The organism is Sporosarcina sp. ZBG7A (assembly GCF_000813425.1).
Taxonomy (GTDB): domain Bacteria; phylum Bacillota; class Bacilli; order Bacillales_A; family Planococcaceae; genus Sporosarcina.
The window spans coordinates 1-20,200 of record NZ_JWIB01000012.1 but is presented as its reverse complement, the minus strand read 5'-3'; the positions used below and the strand labels follow the sequence as shown (position 1 = coordinate 20,200).

At 35.6% G+C, this 20,200-nt stretch carries 26 protein-coding genes; 25 read left to right on the top strand and 1 reads right to left on the bottom strand.

The window, feature by feature from the left end; all coding sequences use genetic code 11:
• From RL70_RS05025 to RL70_RS04945, 16 genes are all read left to right on the top strand, one after another.
• On the top strand, positions 1 to 702 hold the full coding sequence (locus tag RL70_RS05025) for a DUF5694 domain-containing protein (RefSeq protein WP_039042356.1): 702 nt from the start codon (positions 1 to 3) through the stop codon (positions 700 to 702).
• A 327-nt stretch (positions 703 to 1,029) separates the two neighbouring features.
• Positions 1,030 to 1,425: an NUDIX hydrolase gene (locus tag RL70_RS05020; protein ID WP_039042333.1), complete on the top strand. Its 396-nt coding sequence runs from the start codon at positions 1,030 to 1,032 to the stop codon at positions 1,423 to 1,425.
• Positions 1,426 to 1,961: 536 nt separating this feature from the next.
• Complete coding sequence (locus RL70_RS05010) at positions 1,962 to 2,408, top strand: VOC family protein (protein WP_039042331.1); 447 nt, start codon at positions 1,962 to 1,964, stop codon at positions 2,406 to 2,408.
• A 472-nt stretch (positions 2,409 to 2,880) separates the two neighbouring features.
• Positions 2,881 to 3,192: a hypothetical protein gene (locus RL70_RS05005; protein WP_156137905.1), complete on the top strand. Its 312-nt coding sequence runs from the start codon at positions 2,881 to 2,883 to the stop codon at positions 3,190 to 3,192.
• Positions 3,193 to 3,291: 99 nt separating this feature from the next.
• The gene (locus tag RL70_RS05000; RefSeq protein WP_039042329.1) at positions 3,292 to 3,654 is read left to right on the top strand and encodes a hypothetical protein; all 363 of its coding nucleotides are present in this window, start codon (positions 3,292 to 3,294) and stop codon (positions 3,652 to 3,654) included.
• A gap of 416 nt (positions 3,655 to 4,070) precedes the next feature.
• Positions 4,071 to 5,618: a hypothetical protein gene (locus RL70_RS04995; RefSeq protein WP_039042328.1), complete on the top strand. Its 1,548-nt coding sequence runs from the start codon at positions 4,071 to 4,073 to the stop codon at positions 5,616 to 5,618.
• Positions 5,619 to 5,673: 55 nt separating this feature from the next.
• A complete protein-coding gene (locus tag RL70_RS04990) occupies positions 5,674 to 6,156 on the top strand; it encodes a hypothetical protein (protein WP_039042327.1) in 483 nt (160 codons plus the stop codon).
• A 710-nt stretch (positions 6,157 to 6,866) separates the two neighbouring features.
• Positions 6,867 to 7,334, top strand: a complete 468-nt coding sequence (locus RL70_RS04985) for a GNAT family N-acetyltransferase (protein WP_039042326.1) — start codon at positions 6,867 to 6,869, stop codon at positions 7,332 to 7,334.
• A 94-nt stretch (positions 7,335 to 7,428) separates the two neighbouring features.
• Positions 7,429 to 8,244: a lipid II flippase Amj family protein gene (locus RL70_RS04980; RefSeq protein WP_039042325.1), complete on the top strand. Its 816-nt coding sequence runs from the start codon at positions 7,429 to 7,431 to the stop codon at positions 8,242 to 8,244.
• 166 nt (positions 8,245 to 8,410) lie between these two features.
• Positions 8,411 to 8,926: an ankyrin repeat domain-containing protein gene (locus RL70_RS04975; RefSeq protein WP_369795190.1), complete on the top strand. Its 516-nt coding sequence runs from the start codon at positions 8,411 to 8,413 to the stop codon at positions 8,924 to 8,926.
• A gap of 389 nt (positions 8,927 to 9,315) precedes the next feature.
• Complete coding sequence (locus RL70_RS04970; protein WP_231567235.1) at positions 9,316 to 9,747, top strand: GNAT family N-acetyltransferase; 432 nt, start codon at positions 9,316 to 9,318, stop codon at positions 9,745 to 9,747.
• A 423-nt stretch (positions 9,748 to 10,170) separates the two neighbouring features.
• Positions 10,171 to 10,719 carry a short-chain dehydrogenase gene (locus RL70_RS04965; RefSeq protein WP_039042323.1) on the top strand — a complete coding sequence of 183 codons (549 nt, stop codon included), beginning with the start codon at positions 10,171 to 10,173 and terminating at the stop codon, positions 10,717 to 10,719.
• 102 nt (positions 10,720 to 10,821) lie between these two features.
• A complete protein-coding gene (locus tag RL70_RS04960) occupies positions 10,822 to 11,319 on the top strand; it encodes a GNAT family N-acetyltransferase (RefSeq protein ID WP_039042322.1) in 498 nt (165 codons plus the stop codon).
• A 174-nt stretch (positions 11,320 to 11,493) separates the two neighbouring features.
• Positions 11,494 to 11,976, top strand: coding sequence for a GNAT family N-acetyltransferase (locus RL70_RS04955; protein ID WP_039042321.1), 483 nt, complete (start codon positions 11,494 to 11,496; stop codon positions 11,974 to 11,976).
• 41 nt (positions 11,977 to 12,017) lie between these two features.
• Positions 12,018 to 12,524 carry a GrpB family protein gene (locus tag RL70_RS04950; protein ID WP_039042320.1) on the top strand — a complete coding sequence of 169 codons (507 nt, stop codon included), beginning with the start codon at positions 12,018 to 12,020 and terminating at the stop codon, positions 12,522 to 12,524.
• A 105-nt stretch (positions 12,525 to 12,629) separates the two neighbouring features.
• Complete coding sequence (locus RL70_RS04945) at positions 12,630 to 13,037, top strand: NUDIX hydrolase (protein ID WP_039042319.1); 408 nt, start codon at positions 12,630 to 12,632, stop codon at positions 13,035 to 13,037.
• Positions 13,038 to 13,144: 107 nt separating this feature from the next.
• Here RL70_RS04945 and RL70_RS04940 read toward each other — a convergent pair whose 3' ends face one another.
• Positions 13,145 to 14,206: an acyltransferase family protein gene (locus RL70_RS04940; RefSeq protein WP_039042318.1), complete on the bottom strand. Its 1,062-nt coding sequence runs from the start codon at positions 14,204 to 14,206 to the stop codon at positions 13,145 to 13,147.
• Between the two features lie 258 nt (positions 14,207 to 14,464).
• Here RL70_RS04940 and RL70_RS04935 point away from each other — a divergent pair, with 258 nt between their 5' ends.
• From RL70_RS04935 to RL70_RS04885, 9 genes are all read left to right on the top strand, one after another.
• Complete coding sequence (locus RL70_RS04935; protein ID WP_039042317.1) at positions 14,465 to 14,917, top strand: NUDIX hydrolase; 453 nt, start codon at positions 14,465 to 14,467, stop codon at positions 14,915 to 14,917.
• 85 nt (positions 14,918 to 15,002) lie between these two features.
• A complete protein-coding gene (locus RL70_RS04930) occupies positions 15,003 to 15,554 on the top strand; it encodes a GNAT family N-acetyltransferase (protein WP_039042316.1) in 552 nt (183 codons plus the stop codon).
• Positions 15,555 to 15,680: 126 nt separating this feature from the next.
• Positions 15,681 to 16,019, top strand: a complete 339-nt coding sequence (locus RL70_RS04925) for a hypothetical protein (RefSeq protein ID WP_156137904.1) — start codon at positions 15,681 to 15,683, stop codon at positions 16,017 to 16,019.
• A gap of 134 nt (positions 16,020 to 16,153) precedes the next feature.
• Positions 16,154 to 16,351 (top strand): hypothetical protein, encoded by a 198-nt coding sequence (locus RL70_RS04920; RefSeq protein WP_039042314.1) that lies wholly within the window; start codon positions 16,154 to 16,156, stop codon positions 16,349 to 16,351.
• 165 nt (positions 16,352 to 16,516) lie between these two features.
• Positions 16,517 to 16,972: a VOC family protein gene (locus RL70_RS04915; RefSeq protein ID WP_039042313.1), complete on the top strand. Its 456-nt coding sequence runs from the start codon at positions 16,517 to 16,519 to the stop codon at positions 16,970 to 16,972.
• Positions 16,973 to 17,090: 118 nt separating this feature from the next.
• Positions 17,091 to 17,564 (top strand): hypothetical protein, encoded by a 474-nt coding sequence (locus tag RL70_RS04910; protein WP_039042312.1) that lies wholly within the window; start codon positions 17,091 to 17,093, stop codon positions 17,562 to 17,564.
• A 412-nt stretch (positions 17,565 to 17,976) separates the two neighbouring features.
• On the top strand, positions 17,977 to 18,381 hold the full coding sequence (locus RL70_RS04900) for a hypothetical protein (RefSeq protein ID WP_039042310.1): 405 nt from the start codon (positions 17,977 to 17,979) through the stop codon (positions 18,379 to 18,381).
• A gap of 77 nt (positions 18,382 to 18,458) precedes the next feature.
• Positions 18,459 to 19,001: an AAA family ATPase gene (locus RL70_RS04895; RefSeq protein ID WP_039042309.1), complete on the top strand. Its 543-nt coding sequence runs from the start codon at positions 18,459 to 18,461 to the stop codon at positions 18,999 to 19,001.
• A gap of 431 nt (positions 19,002 to 19,432) precedes the next feature.
• Positions 19,433 to 20,182 (top strand): metallophosphoesterase, encoded by a 750-nt coding sequence (locus RL70_RS04885; RefSeq protein WP_039042307.1) that lies wholly within the window; start codon positions 19,433 to 19,435, stop codon positions 20,180 to 20,182.
• Positions 20,183 to 20,200 lie beyond the last annotated feature (18 nt).

Here is a 20,200-nt window from a genome sequence, read left to right as displayed (position 1 = left end):
ATGCAGAAAAAGGCGAAAGTTCTTCTACTTGGAACTTTTCATATGTTTGAACATGAAGGCCTAAACTCCGAAAAAAGACAAACTGAAATCGAGGAATTAGTTTCTAAACTAGCAATTTATAAACCAACGAAGATTGCAGTTGAAATGGTAGCAGAAGAGAATGAGGAGTTAAACGAAAAATATATCCAATACAGATCGGGCTCGAACAACTTAGAAATGAATGAAATCGACCAAGTAGGGTTTCGTTTAGGTTTAAAGCTTGGCCATGAACAGATATACGCAATCGATTGGATGGGCAAGTATGACATGCATTATGGAGAAGTCGAGAGTTGGGGGAGAGAAAACCAACCAGAACTTTTAAATGAAATATACAAGGAACTTCATGTGCCCGAATTAACAGAAAATAAAAGTATAGTAGATTATTATAAAGAGCTAAATGATCCCGTTCTCATTAATATGTTCCATAAGATATATGTAAATATAGCACGTATCGGTGATTTCAATAACTATGTCGGTATGAACTGGTTAAGCTGGTGGTACAAAAGGAATTTAATTATGTTCTCTAATGTGACCCGTCTAATTGAGTCACAGGAAGAACGTATTTTGTTTATAGTAGGTAGCTCCCATTCATCAATCGTTACCAAATTCCTTGAAGAAAGTGAAGTTTGCGAGGTCGTTCAACCACTTAGCGTTCTATCATAACTTATAGGTTGCTTTGTCATTTTATGAGATTCATTAAGTCGATAGATGGTGTAAACACTTTCTTTTTCACCAAACGCATTCAATAAGTCTGTGCTGCATTAGGGACACTGTCTTTGAAGACTGTTGCTTTCCGCTTCAGAAGGCACGCTTTCCGAGGGGCGTGGCTTAAGCCGAAAACCATGCGCCCTACGGGGTCTCAAGACGCACGCTGATCCCTTCGGAGTCTGCCTTCTTCCGCTACAATCAACAGAGCATATTACTATAAATCGCTTCTTCTTCAAAATAGCCAAATAGTTCAATAACAGGATTGATGATTTGGGGGATTTGATGAAAAGCTGGTTGGGTTCAGCAGGGATATGTTTCAACGAAAAAAATGAACTACTAATGGTGAAATGTCACGGATCAGAAGAATGGGCGGTTCCTTCTGGCGGAATCGAAGAAGGTGAAAGTCCCGAGGAATGTTGTCTAAGGGAAGTTAAAGAAGAAACAGGATATGATGTGAGTATCATCGAACAATTGCTAGTTAAAGAAACATCGATTAAAGGTATTGAAGTGAAAACCTATTATTTTATAGTAGAAAAAGTTGGCACGAGCACTGGTATCCAGGATCCTGATGGGATTATTGCAGCTGCTGCTTGGAAGTCATTACCTGAAGTGAAAACAATGTCTCACACATACCCAGAGGATTTAGATTTCTTACTGAAACAATTTAACCGTCGTTGACAAAATGTTTGTGTTTTTAATTATGCAATCCCCTTATGAATCGTGCCAAATTCCAAAGCACACATGCAAATAAATTTTTATCTTAAAAAGAACGGAGTATCGATATGAGGACGTCATTAGAACTACTTCGCATACTTATAATTCTTATTTTTTTTGGCGGTTTGGGATGGGCTGTATTAAACAATATTTATACCATGTATGAAGTACCTATTAAATACATGTGGGTAGGTGCAACAGCAATTTTTATAATCATTTTTGTATTATATAGAAACAAGTTACAGTTTTCAGGATGGTACAAAGGAAAAAGTAAAGAAAAACTCCCAAAAAAAGTGTCATTTTTGCTAATTCTCATTTCATTTTTATTATTGATAACACCGCTAGTGGCTAGTTCTTTTTGAAGTTAGAAAAAGTAATAATGCTAGATGAATTCCATCATATCATTTTAAAAACCTACAGAGGTTCAACTTGTTATCTTCGCCTGCTTTAAATGCACTTGATCATTCATACTAATTTCGCTCTACTATGGGGGGGATTTAATGATAAAGGGGTTATATGAAGCGCATATACCTGTTAGTAACTTACAACAATCAATTGATTTTTACACAAAGCTTGGTCTTACTTTATATAAAAGATATGATAAAGTAGCATTTTTTTGGATTGAGGAAGGTAAAAGTTGGATCGGGTTATGGGTAGGTTCAGAAGCAAAGATACCATATCACGTTTCATTAAGACACATAGCATTTTTTGTTGATTTGGAAGATATAAAGAAAGCGAAGGCATGGTTAAAAGAAAGAGGAATCGAAGTACGGGATGAATTTGGTATAGGAACAGAAGAACCCATCGTTATTCCTAGCCAAGCGCACGCAATGATTTATTTCGATGATCCGGATGGAAATAGTTTGGAACTGATAACTCGATTACCCAAAGAAGTTGAACAATCGGAAAAAATGTATTTAAGTGAATGGGAAAAGCAATATTTATAACTTAATCCATTATCTGGCGTAGTTGTTGAGTAATTGTTGCGGATTAATATGGCCATTTAGTTAAAGATAGGGGTGAGAAAAATTAAACACGTAAACATTGGTCTAACATTGTTAATTGTAAGTGCTATTCTTTACGGTTCAACTTTGATCTCGGCATCTGTCTATTCGCAGGTTTTGAATAGTCCTGGTGGAGGGGGATGGGATTCAAGGTATGGTGTTTTTAAAACTGCTCTAATACAAGTAGGAACCTTACCATTAATAATAGCCACCTCAGTAGCAGTATTAGGCATAGTTTTTATTGTTCAATCGGTTAGAAAGCCCTAAATTCCATTTTTCAGAATAAGGAACTGACTATTACTGTTGAAAATAAGCACACCTTGACACTCGAGGGGGAATTCAAATTAAAAAGGTTAAGTTGATATTTTTGGTTTTAATCTCGTTAGCATTATTCCCAGGGTGTTCCGCAGCTGAAGTGATACGAGTAGGAACTCCTGTAAATGGAACGGCAATTAGTTTTGAAATGGAGATTAAGGATGCAGAATCCATTGAATCTATGAGAACGATGATTAGAGAAGCTAAGGAGATTGATGAACCGAAGGACTTAGCTAGAAAACCAGATACATTTTTCACTCTAGAAAGACGAAAAGAAGGTATTGCTGAAATGTGGTTTTATGTATTTTATCAGGACGATGATAGTTCGATTTTATATAATGACGGTGCAAATATTTACTTTACGCTTTCTAAACAGGAAACTAATGTGTTAAGAAGCATCATAGGTAAATGATTTTTCTCTGTTTAGCAAAAGTGCGATATTCTTTTATTAAGGATCTGTATCTATTCCGGAACAAGAGCCTATTGAAGATGAAGAAAGGGCAGTCATAATATGGAGAACGCAACAAATGTAAATAAAGTGGAATCAATAAAATCTTTACAATCGACAATTAATAAACTTGAAAATGCTTTTTCTCAGATGACTCAGAAAGGCGCAAATACCACATTAGTAAAGAAGCGACTCAAAGCTGTTAGCATAGGATTGGCTACGCTGGAATACGCTTGGGATCAAAAACCTTATCATTACACACCGGCAGATTTAGTGGAAGCTCGTAGTGTTCTTAATGGTCTATTCCCATCAATCGAGAATAGTTATGCTAAGTCAAAGGCTGGTAGCCCGCAGAAAACTCTTTTAGAGAGAAGAATAAAAGCATTAGGATTAGCCGTTAAGGCGATTGATAATTTATCTAAATAAACGGACGGCGGTACTTATTAACTGCTGTACTTTAGCCAGGTCAAAATACTATAAGAACATCAATATATGAATTTTAATTAGGGAGGAAAGTGTTTGAGGGAGCGCCATATTAAATTTTCAAAATACTTCTCGGTTCTTTTCGTTATTAATATAACGGTTAACTTCATTTTCAAAGATGATATCAACATACTAACGGCATTTTCAGTTGCATTCAGAGTTAGTTTAGGAATCGCGTACTTAAGTCCGTACTTGGTCAGGAAGTAAATGGTTGAGCTGTACTTCTTCTCAAACGGATTCAGTTGTCGAAGAAGCATTGTACCTGAAATGGGCCAGAGAAACATGTCGCCATTAAAAAAGCACTAAGCAAATACGGTAGTTTTTTTTACTATTCTTATGTCATCTTGGAGGAAAGCAAATTGCGCGTTATTAAATACATCTTCTTTACATTAATAGGCTTAATTTTCACTGCTATCTTGTTGGTTGGCGTCTTTCTATTATCAAGTAAACTGTGGGGAACTATTGTTTTGATTCTGGGATTGATCGCCTTGTTTACAACCTTTATTTTTGCACTAATCAGCTTTATCAAATCCCAGTCTAAGTTTTATAATTGGAACGGACTAATAAAACTTTCCTTAAAAGCTTTATACTTGGCTATAACCGGGACTCTTTTGGTTGTACTATGGATTTTCAACTTTGCAATAATTGATGAATTCGGGGAGTTTTCTCCGCTTGATAAAATGAATGTCGTCTTAAGTAAGACCGATGTTAACGAAAACGTAATCCAACAACTCATAAAAGACTATCCTGAATTAAAGAAACGAAATATTACATTTAAATACCCGCCGAATGCGGAGGACAAAGTTCATGAGATGATCAGCAAAATGGGTGATATTGAACAACTTGAACTAGAAATCTTCGGATATCAAATACCTAAAACCAAGAATCTAGAAGTGATTATTTTGCCTAACTATTATGAGTACATACAAGCAAGACCATCTGCAGGGGAAAGGGAAGCCGGATCGTATACTGGAATGGATAATAGAGCCATCTTATATGAGCAACCAATAGATGTGAATGGTGAGGAACCTTCTTTGTCTGAAATTTTTAGCCATGAGTATGGTCACTATTTGATGGACATGTTTTTAGTCGACAAGGAAATGAAGTTTGACGATGTCCCTGCTTGGTATCATGAAGGCGTGAGCGAATACATGGGGAATCAGATAAGTGCGGAATTCAAATTCCCTGGAAACATTAGCCCTGAATTAACGTTTGACAAATTACAAAGTTCTCAAGATTGGAAGAATGCTACTAAGCAATCGGATGTCTATTACTTTGCAGGAAAAGCAATTGAATATGTAATAGGCAGCGTTGACGATTCCATTATTTTGTCAGACATTGTTTTGAATATAAAAGAAGCTGGTACGTTTGATGAGTCCTTTAAACAACTCACTGGGTTAGATCCAAAGACACTTACTATCACAACTATTTATTCATTGGAAAAAGATTTAGATGAAGCGCATATCCTCTGGCAAGAGTCTGATTTCAAAAAGGCTGAAGAACACTATAAAAAAATTCTCAAGAAGCATCCACGGGAACCGTTAGCATGGCACCAATACGCATTAATGCTGGAAAAGCAAAAAAGATGGGATGAAGCCCTCAGTGCTAGAAGAAAAGTCGTTAGTATAGAACCTAAAAATTCAAATAGTTACATATATCTCTCCTATTTATTAACCGTTATTGACTCTCAAGAGGCCGTAAACAATGCTCAAAAAGCATTAGAGATAGTTAAGAAAGATAATATTGAGGACTGGGGTTTCCATCAAAAATGGTTAGATGAGGTTTCTCACTATCATGAATTGAAGAATGAAAAGAAATATACAGAAGCATATCAATTCATTTCACAAAGTGAGCAATTGTCTACTTCTCCTGAAATAATTGAAGAGCTTGGCTTGATTAAGAAATAGTTGATTCTATCTTATTTCAATTTACAAGATGGATTTTGAAAGGGGATGATGTGACATGAAAAAATATGTTCTTCTAATGCTTTTCGCTACTATTTTATTCCTTGCGGCTTGTTCCAAAGGGGAAAAAGATGAAGTACAAGGATACTCAGGGGTTATTGGCTACGGGGCAGCCATGGGATATCAATACGTCGTGGTTAAGGAACAAGATACATTTTCTTGGGATATTGGTTATAAAGGAAATAATTTACTCATTGAAGAGAATGCAGATAATGTAAAGAATCTAGAGAACTTTATGTTTAGTGTCAACGAGAGCAAATTAGAATTAGGTACATTAATAATATCGTTCTCTTACTTTGTACTTGTTGTTATAACCGCCCTGATCCTTTACAAGAAAAAGAGTGAGATGCTTAAAGGTAGCGGCGCGATAATAATGATTGTTGCAACTACACTTGCACTATACTTTACTCTTGTGTCAGCAGTTGATTTAAGCAGTTTATTACATGAAGTGAAATACTATTATATAATACTGGCCAATTAAATTAGATTTCGGAAATTTTATAGGGCCTCTTAAAAAACAGAACTTTCCACCAGTTCAAACGTCTTACAATAAAGGGAAGGTTAGTGTAAGAAGTATTGACGGTGTTAGGAGGAGAGTTTCGTCACTAGTATTATTATGTTGTTTGTTATATTTCTAATTTTTGTTTTCATTGGCGTTGGCGTTTCTTTATACTTCAGAAAAAGAAATACTCAAAAAAAAACCATCTTTATTGGGAATTAGTTCATTTTCACTACAATTATCACTACTTGTATTTTTCTTCACTGGAATTTTAGAAATTCTTAATGAAACACTCTTTGATATTCTTTGGTGGAGTACAACATTTTGTGGTTTTGTGTTCGGTATTAGAGAATTCAAGAACAATATAATTGTATCCTTATTAAATATTCTTTTTAGTATTTTTCTAGCAATACTCATGCTGTTATTGTTATTTATTTCCTCAATGTAGTTTGCAATAAGGCGAGAATTTGCTAAAGAACACTCGCGCTTAATTTGCACCATAGTTTCCGGAATCGGTTATTTTCAACATGAATAGTTTAAAAATTCACAATGATGTTTGTGTCAAAAACATGTTAAGGGGGGCGTTCATTATGGCAAACGAGAGCACTTTTTTAGTTAATAACTTAAAGGGGAGAACGTCTATTTAACAACAGTGACTTAGCGTTCCCTCTAAAATCGAAAGGGGAAAATGTATGCAAGCAGGTAATGTGAAAATTGAAGAATTGAACGAAGATAACTGGTATGACTGTTGTGAATTAGAATTATCAGAGAAGCAAGCCGCGTATATAGAAACGAATGCTGTTTCAATAGCCCAATCAAAGTTTGAGCCCTCTTTAAAACCCTTTGCAATTTATTCTGAAGAAAAAGTAGTTGGTTTTCTAATGTTTAATACTTTGAAGGAGGAACTTGATGGTTATTGGGTATTTAGAATAATGGTTGATAAGACCTTCCAGGGGCAAGGCATAGGAAAAGCTGCAACTCAGTTAATGATTTCAGAGATGGGCAAGCTACCAAATGCAAAAAAAATTGTTGTGGGTTACCACCCAGATAATAAGGAAGCCCACCAGTTATATGCCAGTTTAGGATTTATTGATAATGGTGATCGCTTTGGCAAGGAAATGGCTGTGATCAAACATATAAACGAGTATTCTGAAATTTAGCCTATTTATAAAAAAGAACCAGAATGTAGGGTTCGCTTCGACCTAGTTATGTAGCAGAATCTTAAACAAGTTTGCTAAAAAGAAGGTAATCCTGTTGGAGATTATTACTCAAAAACTCATATATATAGCGTTGTTCATTTTTATTATTCATTCTATTGAAACGCTTGCTTATGCCGTGAGACTATCAGGAGCACGAGTACGGATGATTGCTTCGGCCTTATCTCTTTTTAATATAATGGTGATGTTTTCAAGATTGGCAAATATGATGCAACAGCCTTTTACAGGAAGTCTAATAGACACTGCGCCAACTCATAATGCGCAAGAATTCGTAGAGACACAATTTCGTTTTCTCATAGGCGCCTCAACAGTTGGTACTGTGTTTGGAATGCTTTTACTCCCTACTTTTGTAGCTCTATTTTCAAGGGCAATCATTCATTTATCTGAAGAAAAGGGTTCTGTTCCATCGTTATTTAAAAGACTGTTTTCCTCGCAGTACCTCAAACGAGGCATTACACATTTCAGTTTACCGAAATTTTCATATTTAAAGGATACTAAGATCAAAGATATTCCAGTAAGGTTATTCTTAATAAATATGATAATAACTGCAATATACACTATTGGTGTGTTATCTGCTTTATATGCAGCACTGCTCACCCCAGAACGTGCATCAACAGCAATTATGGCATCCGGCTTAATCAATGGTATGGCTACAATTCTATTAGTTATTTTCGTCGATCCAAAAGTCTCCGTGGTTGCGGATGATGTCGTGAATCAGAGAGGTAATTATCAGACACTTAAAAATATCTCATTGATGATGGTTACGTCCAGGCTTTTAGGAACTTTGTTGGCACAATTATTTTTTATACCAGGAGCAAAATACATTGCCTGGTTTACACAATTCATAGTTTAGATTTTTCATCAAAGTTGCTGAATAATCGCTTCATCTCAAATGGTCCAAACTATGATGGAAAAGGCCACCAAGACTGCGAAATCCCAAATTCAGCTGCTCAATAACGTTAATGTGTTTGTAATTAGAAATGATTTGAGTATAAAAATAGTACTGGAGGGGTTTTATTGTGAGTTCAAAAGTTAGCGATCTATTTCAATTTATTGAATCAGGTGATGGTGATGCCTTAGAGAAGGCTCTTATTCTTTCCCCCAACTTAGCAAATGCAGAAAATGAGCAAGGACTAACTCCTCTAGGTTTTTCATCTCATTTAGGTGATAAAAACGCTGTTCTTATCCTTTTAAATCATCATACGGATATAGATGCCCTTTCTCATTCTAAGATCGAGTATATCCCTTCGAATACTGCACTTCATGCAGCAATTGCAGGAACACGAAATCTAGAAGTTATTGAGCTTCTTTTAAATAATGGAGCTAAAACAAATATTTTTGATAGCAACGGGCATACAGCTTTACATACAGCTGCGTTTCACGACGATAATACGGAACTGATTAGTCTTCTTATTACACATGGAGCTTCTGCACATGCAAGGTTAGATAATGGGGTAACTGCAATGGAATTGGCGATAGAACAAGGGAACAATAAAGTGGCTGAACAATTGCGATCCTATGTTGGACAGCTCTAATCCCTTAATGAGTGTTTTCATCATTCCACAACACGGCTCGTTTTGAAATGTTCAAGAAGCTGCATCATGAAAAAGTATGCTTGAGAGAGTGTGTCAGAAGGGCATTCCAAATGATAGAGGTTACAGATCCAATTTGTAGCAATAACACAAATAATTAATCAGAGACTATGTATTTCCTCATCCCCCTTTATGAACCTCCCTGCATAGCGGCACAGTGCTAAGAATAAGGTTAAGAATTATTGGAAAATTAAATTGCGTTGTTGAGCCTCTTTGGATAGAATTGTCTAAAGAGGTTCTTTTTTGTTAACTGTACGGTATAACTTAAATGGGCAGCAACTTCTGAAATAGGAACAATCTATAATGGACAGATCGTAAAATGGGAGGATGAAATGAATAATAAAGAAAGCATACTACCCACTATAAAAATCAGGAATTTACGTGAAGACGATTATGAAACTGTTGTAAAGTGGAGTAGAGATGATACTTTTTGTGAAGCGAATGGTTGGGAGAAAAATAGAAATGAAAAAGAAGTATATAGATGGTGGCTTAACTGTGTAAATCTCGAGTCTAAAGATCTTGTCCGTATGGGAATCTTGCTTGAAAACAAATTAGTTGGATATGTGGATTTGGCTCATATTGAAAATAATACTGCTGAAATAGGCATTGCAATTGGAGAAAGAAGTGTATGGGGGAAAGGAATCGGGACTAGTTCCATTCTCTGTATGATGGAGTATGCTTCTGAAAAATTCAGGATTTCCATTTTTGATGCTGAAACACATGAAGGAAATATTCGCTCAAGAAAAATGCTTAAAAAGGTATGATTCAAAGAGATAAGTAGAATTGGTAAGGAAGATTACTTAGGAATCGATAACCAATTAATACAACTTCGGTTTTATAAGTAGGCACACTACCGGTAATACTAGCTGTCTTATGAGTGAGTTCGTTCTCATTGTGAAATCAACTAAGGAAGCATGATAACGTCATCCTTCGGATTTGCCAAAATGAAAATGGTATGAAAGAATTAAAATTCTTTTTTATTAGGTTTTCAGTGCCACTCTGTGTATTAGGAGCAATTTTTAATAAGCTCTTTTTCTCAAGGAAACAGAAGGAGGACTTTTTAGCTCAATATGAACTTTATGTGCTTTTCTTGATACTTTTCGTTTCATTAATTTTCTCCTTTAAACAAAAGAAAACTACTTATACCTTTTGAATTGATTAGAAGTATTTAAAGAGGGGGCATCATATTGAAACCTCACGTACTTGTTGTAGGAGGAACTGGGATGCTTAAAGAGGTCTGCTTATGGCTTGTCGATCAAGGATACAATGTTTCAGTTATTGGGAGAACCAAAAAACGATTAGACGACGTAGTAAATGAGGCTAGCGATTCTTCTAGTGTTTTCCCAATAAGTGTTGATTATCGAAACGAAGAACGATTTCTTAAAGAAATTATGGAAATTCAACAAAAACGTGGACCACTCACTTTAGCCCTTAGCTGGATTCATTCAGATGCTCCAAATACGCTACATATTTTGGCAGAACAGCTTTCAAATCTACCAATTAATCCTTGGAGGCTATTTCATGTCAAGGGAAGTACCGCCCATTTGTCTATAGATCCAATTCCTTTACCAGAAGGATGTCTTTATCGTCAAATAGTGCTTGGTTTTATTCTAAGCGACTCCTCCTCTCGTTGGCTTACAAACAAAGAGATTGCCGCGGGTATAATTAAAGCAATTCGATGGGATCGAGAAGAGAGCATAGTTGGAACTCTAGAACCTTGGGAAAAACGACCTTGATTCAACCTGTTGCCAGTTTGCACAACTATACAAGAAGGACAAGAGTTCATTACTTTATCGTAAAACAAAGAAAAAATCATGTCTATAATTGTGAGGGAATCTATGATGATCAGACGTTTAGTTCCACAAGATGCAGAAAGTTATCTAACTCTAAGATTAAAAGCTTTACAAAACAGTCCTGAGGCATTTGGTTCTACTTACGAAGAGGAAAAAGATTATCCTGTTGACAAGTACAAAATTAGATTCCAATCCGAAGACTCCTTTACTTTTGGTGCTTTTGAAAATGGCGAACTTGTTGGGATGATCACTTTAGTCAAAGAGCAGCGAATCAAATTATGCCATAAAGCAACTATTGTAGCTATGTACGTTTCACCAGAAAAACGTGGTTCGGGTATCGGAAAAGCGTTAGTGAAAGAAGCCGTTAGAACGGCAATAGAATTGCAAGGGGTAGAACAGGTTTATTTAACTGTGGTCACGACAAATAAGACAGCCAAAAAACTATATTCTTTGTTGGGGTTTGAAGTTTTTGGTACGGAAAAACGAGCATTAAAACTAAATGAAACCTATTTTGATGAAGACCTAATGGTTCTGTTTCTTTAATAGGGATGGGGAAAGGTGTAATCGCACACTAGTACTGCATTTGTTTCTATTTCAAACGGTGCGCAGCTTGTGTATTAGGGCTGAGCTTCAATCAGGATATTCAAGGCTTATTGACGAATAATCTTTATATTGTAGCAAATCAATTCTTACTTAAACTGAAAGTTGGAGGTTCAAATGGAATTAAAATTATCGAAATTCCAAGAAACTGATTTTGATTTATATAATAGTCTTGTTTCGAATGACGATGTTATGGCTCAAATAACTGAGCGTGCTTTCCTTTATGATGAAGCCAAAATAAGTTTTCAAAAGCTAATAAATCGAAATGAAAAACATGATGGATTTGGTTCATATAAAATCTATGATTATTTAGAAGAGGCATTCGTTGGACTTGGACATTTGACGTTAAATGAAAATAAGATGGGAGAAGCAGAGATTGGGTACATGATGTTCCCCGAATATTGGGGAAAAGGTTACGGAACTAAGACAGCAAAAAAATTAGTAGAAATTGCAAACCGATTAGATTTAAAGTTAATTACTGCTATTATTGACCCGGAGAATACTCCTTCTAGAAAAATATTAACTAACCTTGGTTTTATATCCCAAGAGTTTTGTGAGATAGACGGTTTACCAGGGGAAATATTATGTAAAAATTTATAAACCGCTTTGCAATTCGTTGTTCTTTTAACGGGGGAGATCACTTGAAAGTTCGGTTGTCAGAGTATCAAGGAAATTGGATTCGAATGTACGAAGATGAAGCTGAAATCTTAAAATTTATTTTTGGGGATGAAATAATTAAATTTGAACATTTTGGAAGTACCGCTGTTCCAAACATGAAGGCAAAGCCTGTTGTTGATATGATGTGTCTTGTTAAAGATATCGAAAAAATCGACCTATTCAATGAACAAATGGAGCGGTTAGGCTATGATGTTGCTGGCGAATGGGGAATACCAGGCAGACGGTTATTTCGAAAGGGTGGAGAAGGCAGAACTCATCATATTCATGTTTATCAGTATAATCATCCTCAAATTAGACGTCATCTGGTATTCCGTGACTATTTAAGAACTCATCCTGACGAAGTTAAACGGTATACATGTTTCAAAGAAAAATTGGCTGATCAATATGACGATACAGCCTTATACAGTAAAGCGAAGAAACCTTTCATAAAGGAAATGGAACAGCGTGCATTGAATTGGTTTGAAAACTAAGTAGCATTAATTTTATATAGCGATCATTCAAGTAAGCAGGTCATTTAGCTAACAAAGGATTTCTAATTAACTAGTAAAAATTGATATGAATATGGGGATGAGTGCATGACACCACCAAAACATATTGTTTCAGCAGCCACTATTGTGATAAATAACAAGAATGAGCTTTTGTTAATAAAAGGACCCCGTAGAGGTTGGGAGATGCCCGGTGGACAGGTTGAAGAGGGGGAATCTCTAAAAGAAGCTGCAATCAGGGAAACGAAAGAGGAATCTGGTATTGATATAGAGATTATCAAGTTTTGTGGAATCTTTCAGAATGTAGAACGATCTATTTGTAACACACTATTTTTGGGGAGAGTTGTCGGTGGTAAGCCTACTACGAGTCCGGAAAGTTTAGAAGTAGGATTTTTCCCAATAAAGAAAGCATTGGAAATGGTAACAATTACGAACTTTAGACAGAGAATTGAATATTGTTTAGACGAAAATACCCATCCTTTTTTTGTGGATTTTTAAAATATATTAGAGTGAAGAGTACCTGCGCGAGAAACTTTCATGATTGTTTTAACATCCATGAAAGTTTGAACACAGGTACTTTTATAAATCGCTCACTGGAACGGAATTTAATGCGTAATTGCTGGATTGGTAGAGGTCTTTTTTTGTGAAAATCCACCAAGGAGGAGCTTTCCGTACGGTAGAAATTTTTGTATGATGATCGAAAAAATGATTGGAACGACCAAACCGAATGCGGTGAAACCAACAATGCCATATGTGAAATAGTCGTTTAGCAAAATATCTGTAAAGATGTGCAAGTACATAATCGTTAAGGAGTGCTTCTCGATTTTTTCCAACCATTTTACTGACAGCTGAGCAGCAATGAACTGGAATACGCCAACTAATACGATTGTGAATGAAAGTGGAATGATTAAATCTAAAATGAAATGTTCATAACGTAAAAATTTCATACTTAAATGATAGTCAGTTACATGAATCCTATCGAGAGAAATGGCTGTTACACTACCTATTAATCCAACGATTAACCATCTTCTCGAAACGTCCATCCAAATACTCTTCATATAATAACCTAACGCAAAATAGACGACTGCCATAAGTACAACATCGATGTTCCAAATCATTGGGACTGTTTGAGACGCAATGTCTGGTTTCCCGCCAATTACGCTCATCGCAAAAAAACTTTCATAATGGGCAATGCTATAAGAGATTGCCAAAATAATGATTTGTTTCGTTCGGCTAAAGTATTTAGTCATCCATAAGAAGAACAAATACGTAAAGAAAAGCGTGGTGACAAACCAGAAAACACCGTACGCACCACGTGCAAATCGTCCACCTACAACAAGTGTCCAAAAATCATTTACATACCATGAAAAATCTATATTGCCCGAACTAAGCTCAATCCCGTAACGGATAAGTGTAATGCTTCCTAGAAAAAACAAATAAGGGACTATCAATTGCATAAATCGTTTATGAATCATGTGTTTCATTAAGCCCTTTTCAATAACAGGTTTAAAAAATAAACCACTTAAGATAAAGAAAGCTGGCATGTGAAACCAATAGATATACTTAACGAGTGGGAAATCAAGCTGCCCAGGATAATGACCAATGACGACAAGGATCATTAAAAATCCTTTTGCTCCATCCACCCAGGATAAGCGTTTCTTACTCATAATTAGGCACCTCAAGAAAATTGACGTATCTCCAATGTACATCCTTTCTGCAATTTCGAGTGTAATGTTACAGAATTGACTCACGGATGTTAGTAAGTTGGTAATACATAGGAGTGTTTTCTTGATTTATTACGGATGACTGACTAAATTGAATAGTTAGTACTACTAATTGCATGAGAATTATATATCCTTCGAATTTTTCTCGTGAGAGGGATAAAGCATAGTAAAAAATATGGATGCATAATTGGGAGGATTGAAATGAGAGAAGGAATTATACGGCCATTGGTTATTTGTGTTTTCCAACAGGAGGATACCATCCTTGTTGCAGAAGGTTATGATCCTGTGAAAGAGGATCACTTTTACCGGCCAATCGGTGGGGGAATCGAATTCGGGGAAAGCAGTGAAGAAGCACTCGTCCGGGAAATCAAAGAAGAACTCGATACGGCTATTACGGATCTTGCATACTTAGGAACGCTAGAAAATATATTCAGCTTCAACGGAAATATAGGTCACGAGATTGTAAGGGTCTATGATGCATCTTTCACCGATAACTCTTTCAACAAAGCGAGTACGTTTGAAGGCATAGAAGATAACGGGGAACTATTTAAAGTGATGCGTCTGCCTATACAGACGTTTCGATCTGGAGAGCTTCGTCTTGTTCCAGACAACTTATTGGACCTGCTTGAAGTGAACGGCATAGCTCTTAAGTGATTCAACATGACCAAATTTACTTACATAACCCATAAGTTAAATCATATTTTGCACACCAGAAAATTTAAGAAAGGGGAAATTCATAGTGAAAAGAGAATTCCCAATTATTGAAACGGATCGATTAATTTTAAGAGAAGTAATAAAAGAGGATTCAAATGACATGCTCGAGTATTTATCTGATAAAGATGTTGTAAAACATATGGGTTTGGACCCTTTTCAAACAGAGAAAGATGTACTAGAAGAAATTGAGTGGTACCAAAAGATTTTTAAAGATAGCACTGGAATTAGGTGGGGAATAGCTCACAAGGACAATGGTAGGATTATCGGAAGTTGTGGTTTTCTTAATATGCACCCCAAGCATTCTCGAACTGAAATCGGTTATGAATTAAACAAAGAATATTGGGGGAGAGGTATTGCCAGCGAAGCATTGGAAGCGGTAGTTAAGTATGGATTTCAACACTTACAGTTAGAACGAATTGAAGCATTAATTGAACCTGCTAATTTAGCATCACTGAAATTGTTGGAAAAAAAGGGCTTTGAAAAGGAAGGATTATTAAGACATTATGAATTTACTTGTGGTAAGTTCGATGATTTATATATGTATTCAATTTTAAAAAGTGACGTACTCACTACTTAAAGAATATTGATGATTATTGCATTAGCAGCGGATCCTCTCTTTCGCAATAGCTCGTGGTAGGGATTAGTGCATAGTAGGAGGTGAATAAAAATATCTATTCACGATGGTGTGATAACCGGGTACACAGTGAACTTCTTAGAACATGAATTACGAATAGATATCGAAACGGTGACAGATGATATTGACACTGTTAAATTCAATTCTTATTTAGCTCATTATTTCGATCATGTAATGGCAGGTAGTATATTGCTTGATATTGAAGAAGCAGATTTGAAAACATTCTTCGCAGAAAACAGAGAAGAATTTGAGTCCCATAAACTATATGCTTGGCCGATTTGGTACGATGATGTGAATGAACTCGAACAGTACTTACAAGTTAATAATTATAAATGTTACATTATTTTTGCTTCACTAGGATTGTCAGGTTATGTATTTGCTAAAACATTTGAAATCAAAAACAAATGAAACCTTAGACAGACTACTTAAAGTTTGTGAAGAAGCGTTAACGTGCGCTGGTATTGAAGATGTAATGTGCCTGTATCAGTCCTAAGATCGTGTAGGCATAGCTTTTTGAAATAAATAATTGGAGGTACTATCCAATGTTATGGGGAAGTATTTTACTATGGATTGTTGGCTTATTAATTTTGTACGTAGTAATCTTTACAGCAGTAAAAGATGGGATTGATAAATCAGAGGTGGGTCAATTGATAAAAAAGAATTTTGGGACTAAAGATAACATTGTTACGGTGAGTGATGATGAAATTGAAAAGGAATTGGAAGACGAATTTAAGAATTAGAAACAGTGGTTACAACGATTTAAGTTCAACTATACGTAGATGTTAATGCTTGGCGCACTAGTCACAACACAACAGATAAAGCAGAAGAGAATATAGGGTTAATCCATCGAGGATCTAATAATGTATCAGACCTGCATATCTATTAACTGTAGGAGGTTTTATGTATTGATTAAAGGTTTATACGAAGCACATTTACCCGTAAGTGACTTAAATACAGCTATCCATTTTTACGAAGGTCTAGGATTGATACTTGATCATAAAATTGAAGATAGATTGGCATTTTTATGGATTGAAAAAGAGAAAAGCTGGTTGGGCTTATGGAATACAGATAAAGTGGAAGTAGAATATCATCCCTCAATTAGACATATAGCTTTCGAGGTCTCATTGGAAAGCCTCAAAGACTCAGTAAACTGGCTAACAAAAAAGGGCTACACACCTAGGAAAGCCTTTGGGTTTGAACCCACCGAACCTTTTGTAATGCCCAATTATGGATTTGGTCACGCTAAAATTCATTTTAATGATCCTGATGGAAACAGCCTAGAATTCATTTGTAAAATCGATAATCCAAGAAATATTACAGAAAACATGTATCTAAGCGAATGGGAAAAACTGAGTAATTAATTTTCTTAGCGTCATAATTTCTTATTCGAAATAACAATGGTTTTGCGTTGAAAAAGTATTGGTACAGGGCTTACTGCATAATAAATCTTCAATATAGGAAGTACGAGAGGGGGAAGATATGCTACAACTATTGATTTTTTATCTTATTGTTGTTCCGATTTGTATTTTACTCCATGAGATAGGACATGGAATTGGCGCAGTCTCATCTTCAAATTCCCATGCACATATCTATTTAGGACCGAGAAGTGAACATAATAAAGAGAATTTCAGATTAGGTAGACTCCACTTTCACATCTCTTGGTCATTTATCGGTTTTGCTTATTGGGATACTGTTTTAACTAATCGACAGAGAGCAATTGCACTTGCGGGAGGACCCTTGATGTCTTCAATACTTGCAATTACATTTGGAGTGATGACATTTTCTTCTGTCCAAAGTCATTTGCATTCATTGTTATGGTGGACAACAATTTTTACCTTTTCACAGTTTTTAGTAACGATAATTCCTGTGACATACCCTCGTTGGATGGGAGGATATAGCGGTTACAAATCTGATGGCTTGCAGCTGTTAAGGATACTGAGAGGTCAAAATTGACAGTCAGTTTATCACGGTAATCGAACACGTTACCTGAAAAGTGTATGCCCTAAATATAATTGAGGTAATGAGGTGATAGGCATGAATGACAGATTTGATCTGAGTTTCAGAAATAAGGAAGTCAGAGTATGGTTGGTTATTATGGTACCTACTGTGATAGCGGAAGTCTTACTTATTCTATTTTCCGAAACACCAACCAGCTATGTTACAAGCTTGCTTCCACTAATCTCTTGGACAATCTTTTTTATTTGGCGTTATTTTTATAAAAAGAAACAGAAGAAAGTACAATCGGTTAGTTAGTGACTTTACTCTAACCGGGTTGGTTTCTACATGACTAATTGGGAACGATAATCTAATACAGTGTACATGATTTATGAAAAACACATTCAGGTAACTAGGAAGGGTGGCCGTAATGATTGATTTCTTTGAAAGAAAGTTAAGACTTCAGGATTTAGAAGTCTGGGATGTTCAATGTGGGGAAGGCATTTATAGGATGTTTATTTTTGATGAGAATCGTTTGCCTGAATTAGCAGATTTGGACATACCCAGCAATGCTATAGCAGAAGATTTAAGAGAAAATTTAATAACTGTCAGTGTCTATTCTAATACTCTTGTAAAAGATGAACATATCGAAGATTTAGACCAATTTGCCAAGCAATTAACGGATCATGTCGCATTAGCTCATTGTCATGTTATCACGAACTTTTATACAGGAGCGATAGACGAGATGTCCAAATGGTTTTTGAAAGAAAAATTAAATTTGAACTATGAGGAAATACCTTTAACGCAACTGTGGCACTTAAATCAAGACAATTAGTCATACGGTCTAGTTTGTGTTAGAACGCAGTAGTAACCAATTACTCTCCCAATTCAACTGAATGAGGTGTATTTCTTATGATCATCATGATAAATGGAGCGTTTGGCGTGGGAAAAACAACAATAGCTAGTGAACTAGTAAAAGACATAGAAAATAGTATGATATTTGATTCAGAAGAAATTGGTTTTATGTTAAGAAATATTCTTCCTCAACAAACAATCCAACTTGAAGCGAAGACTGGAGATTTCCAAGATCTAGAACTTTGGAAAGAGTTAACGGTTCAAGTAGCACATTCTTTACTTGTTAAATACAAAAAGAACTTGATAGTTCCTATGACCATTCGCAAACCAGAGTACTTTCTTTACATAAAAGACGGATTTAGTAAGCTCGATTCACAAACATACCATTTTTGTTTAACTGCTAGTAAAGAGACAATTTACGGGCGACTTCGTCATCGTGGAGAAGAAGAAGGGAATTGGTGCTTTCAACAAACAGACAAATGCTTAACTGCTTTTAATGAATACAACTTTGGGGAGTATATAGATACTGATCATGTCGCAATCCCTTCGGTTATCGCTGAGATTAAGAATAGGATTCAAGCTTTCCCTAAAATGAGGTAGGAAAAATGAAAATACTTAAGAGGCTAGTCTTTTTTATTACAATTTTTAATTTGACATTCATAACAATCTTAATCTTGCAGTTCCAGTATCGATTCAATCATAATTCAAATTTTGATGAATTGATTATGTACGCTTCAATCTTCTCTATCACTATCTCAATAATTCCCTTAGTTTGCTTTGGCATCACTAGGTTTATTTTTTGGAGTTTGAAAAAAAGCAGATTACAACTTAATCCCTTCCTACAGTCAGTCCTAATTCTTCTAATCACTGTTACGTTAACTTATATACTAATTGATTTAACTTTTCATGATTCTATCTTTTCATTAATATGCATAATTAGTACAATGATAACTTTAATTTTATTTTTCTATATGGATTCGATGAGTAGTAAAAGAGTCTCAGTGAAAAATGATGAAGAGGGGTAGCTTTATATGAAAATGGGATTAATTGCAGATATTCATGGAAATGCTCCCGCATTAAGAGCTGTGCTTCAAGATTTAGACAAGAGACAGGATATTGACCAGATCTTTTGTTTGGGGGATATGATTGGAATTGGGCCCGATACAAACGAAGTTTTAGAAATTTTATTTTCCAGATCAGATATATCAATAATCACTGGGAATCACGATGAAGCAGTTCTAGCACTTTTAAAAGATGAACAACATCCACGCAGCCACTCTCATGCAAGAGAACATCATCAATGGATCGCTGACAGTATGGATAACAGGTTTATTTCAAATTTGGAACGATTACCTCGAACAATTCATCAAAACATCAATGGTCATAATGTCTTGTTTACACATTATCACATTGAGAATACTAAACTGTTTGATCACATTAGCTTAGACCCTTTCAGCAACATTGTCGAACCAAGTCTTGAAAACTTAACCGCATTATTTAAAGACTCAGAAGCAGAGTTAATTTGTTTTGGTCACCATCATCCACTTCACTTTTTTGAGAGCGAGACCACAATTTATCTAAATCCAGGCTCTTTAGGATGCAATTCCAAACCTATTGCCCCATACGCTGTCCTAGACGTTTCACAGGTTAAAATTGAAGTAAGCTTTGAAAAAGTGTCCTATGATAACACCAACTTTTTGTCATCTTATGAGCATCTCCAAGTTCCTAATCGTGAGTTCATTATCAAAGCTTTTCATGGGAATCAACGAGTTAAATTTTAAGGTTCTAAATCAAATGTT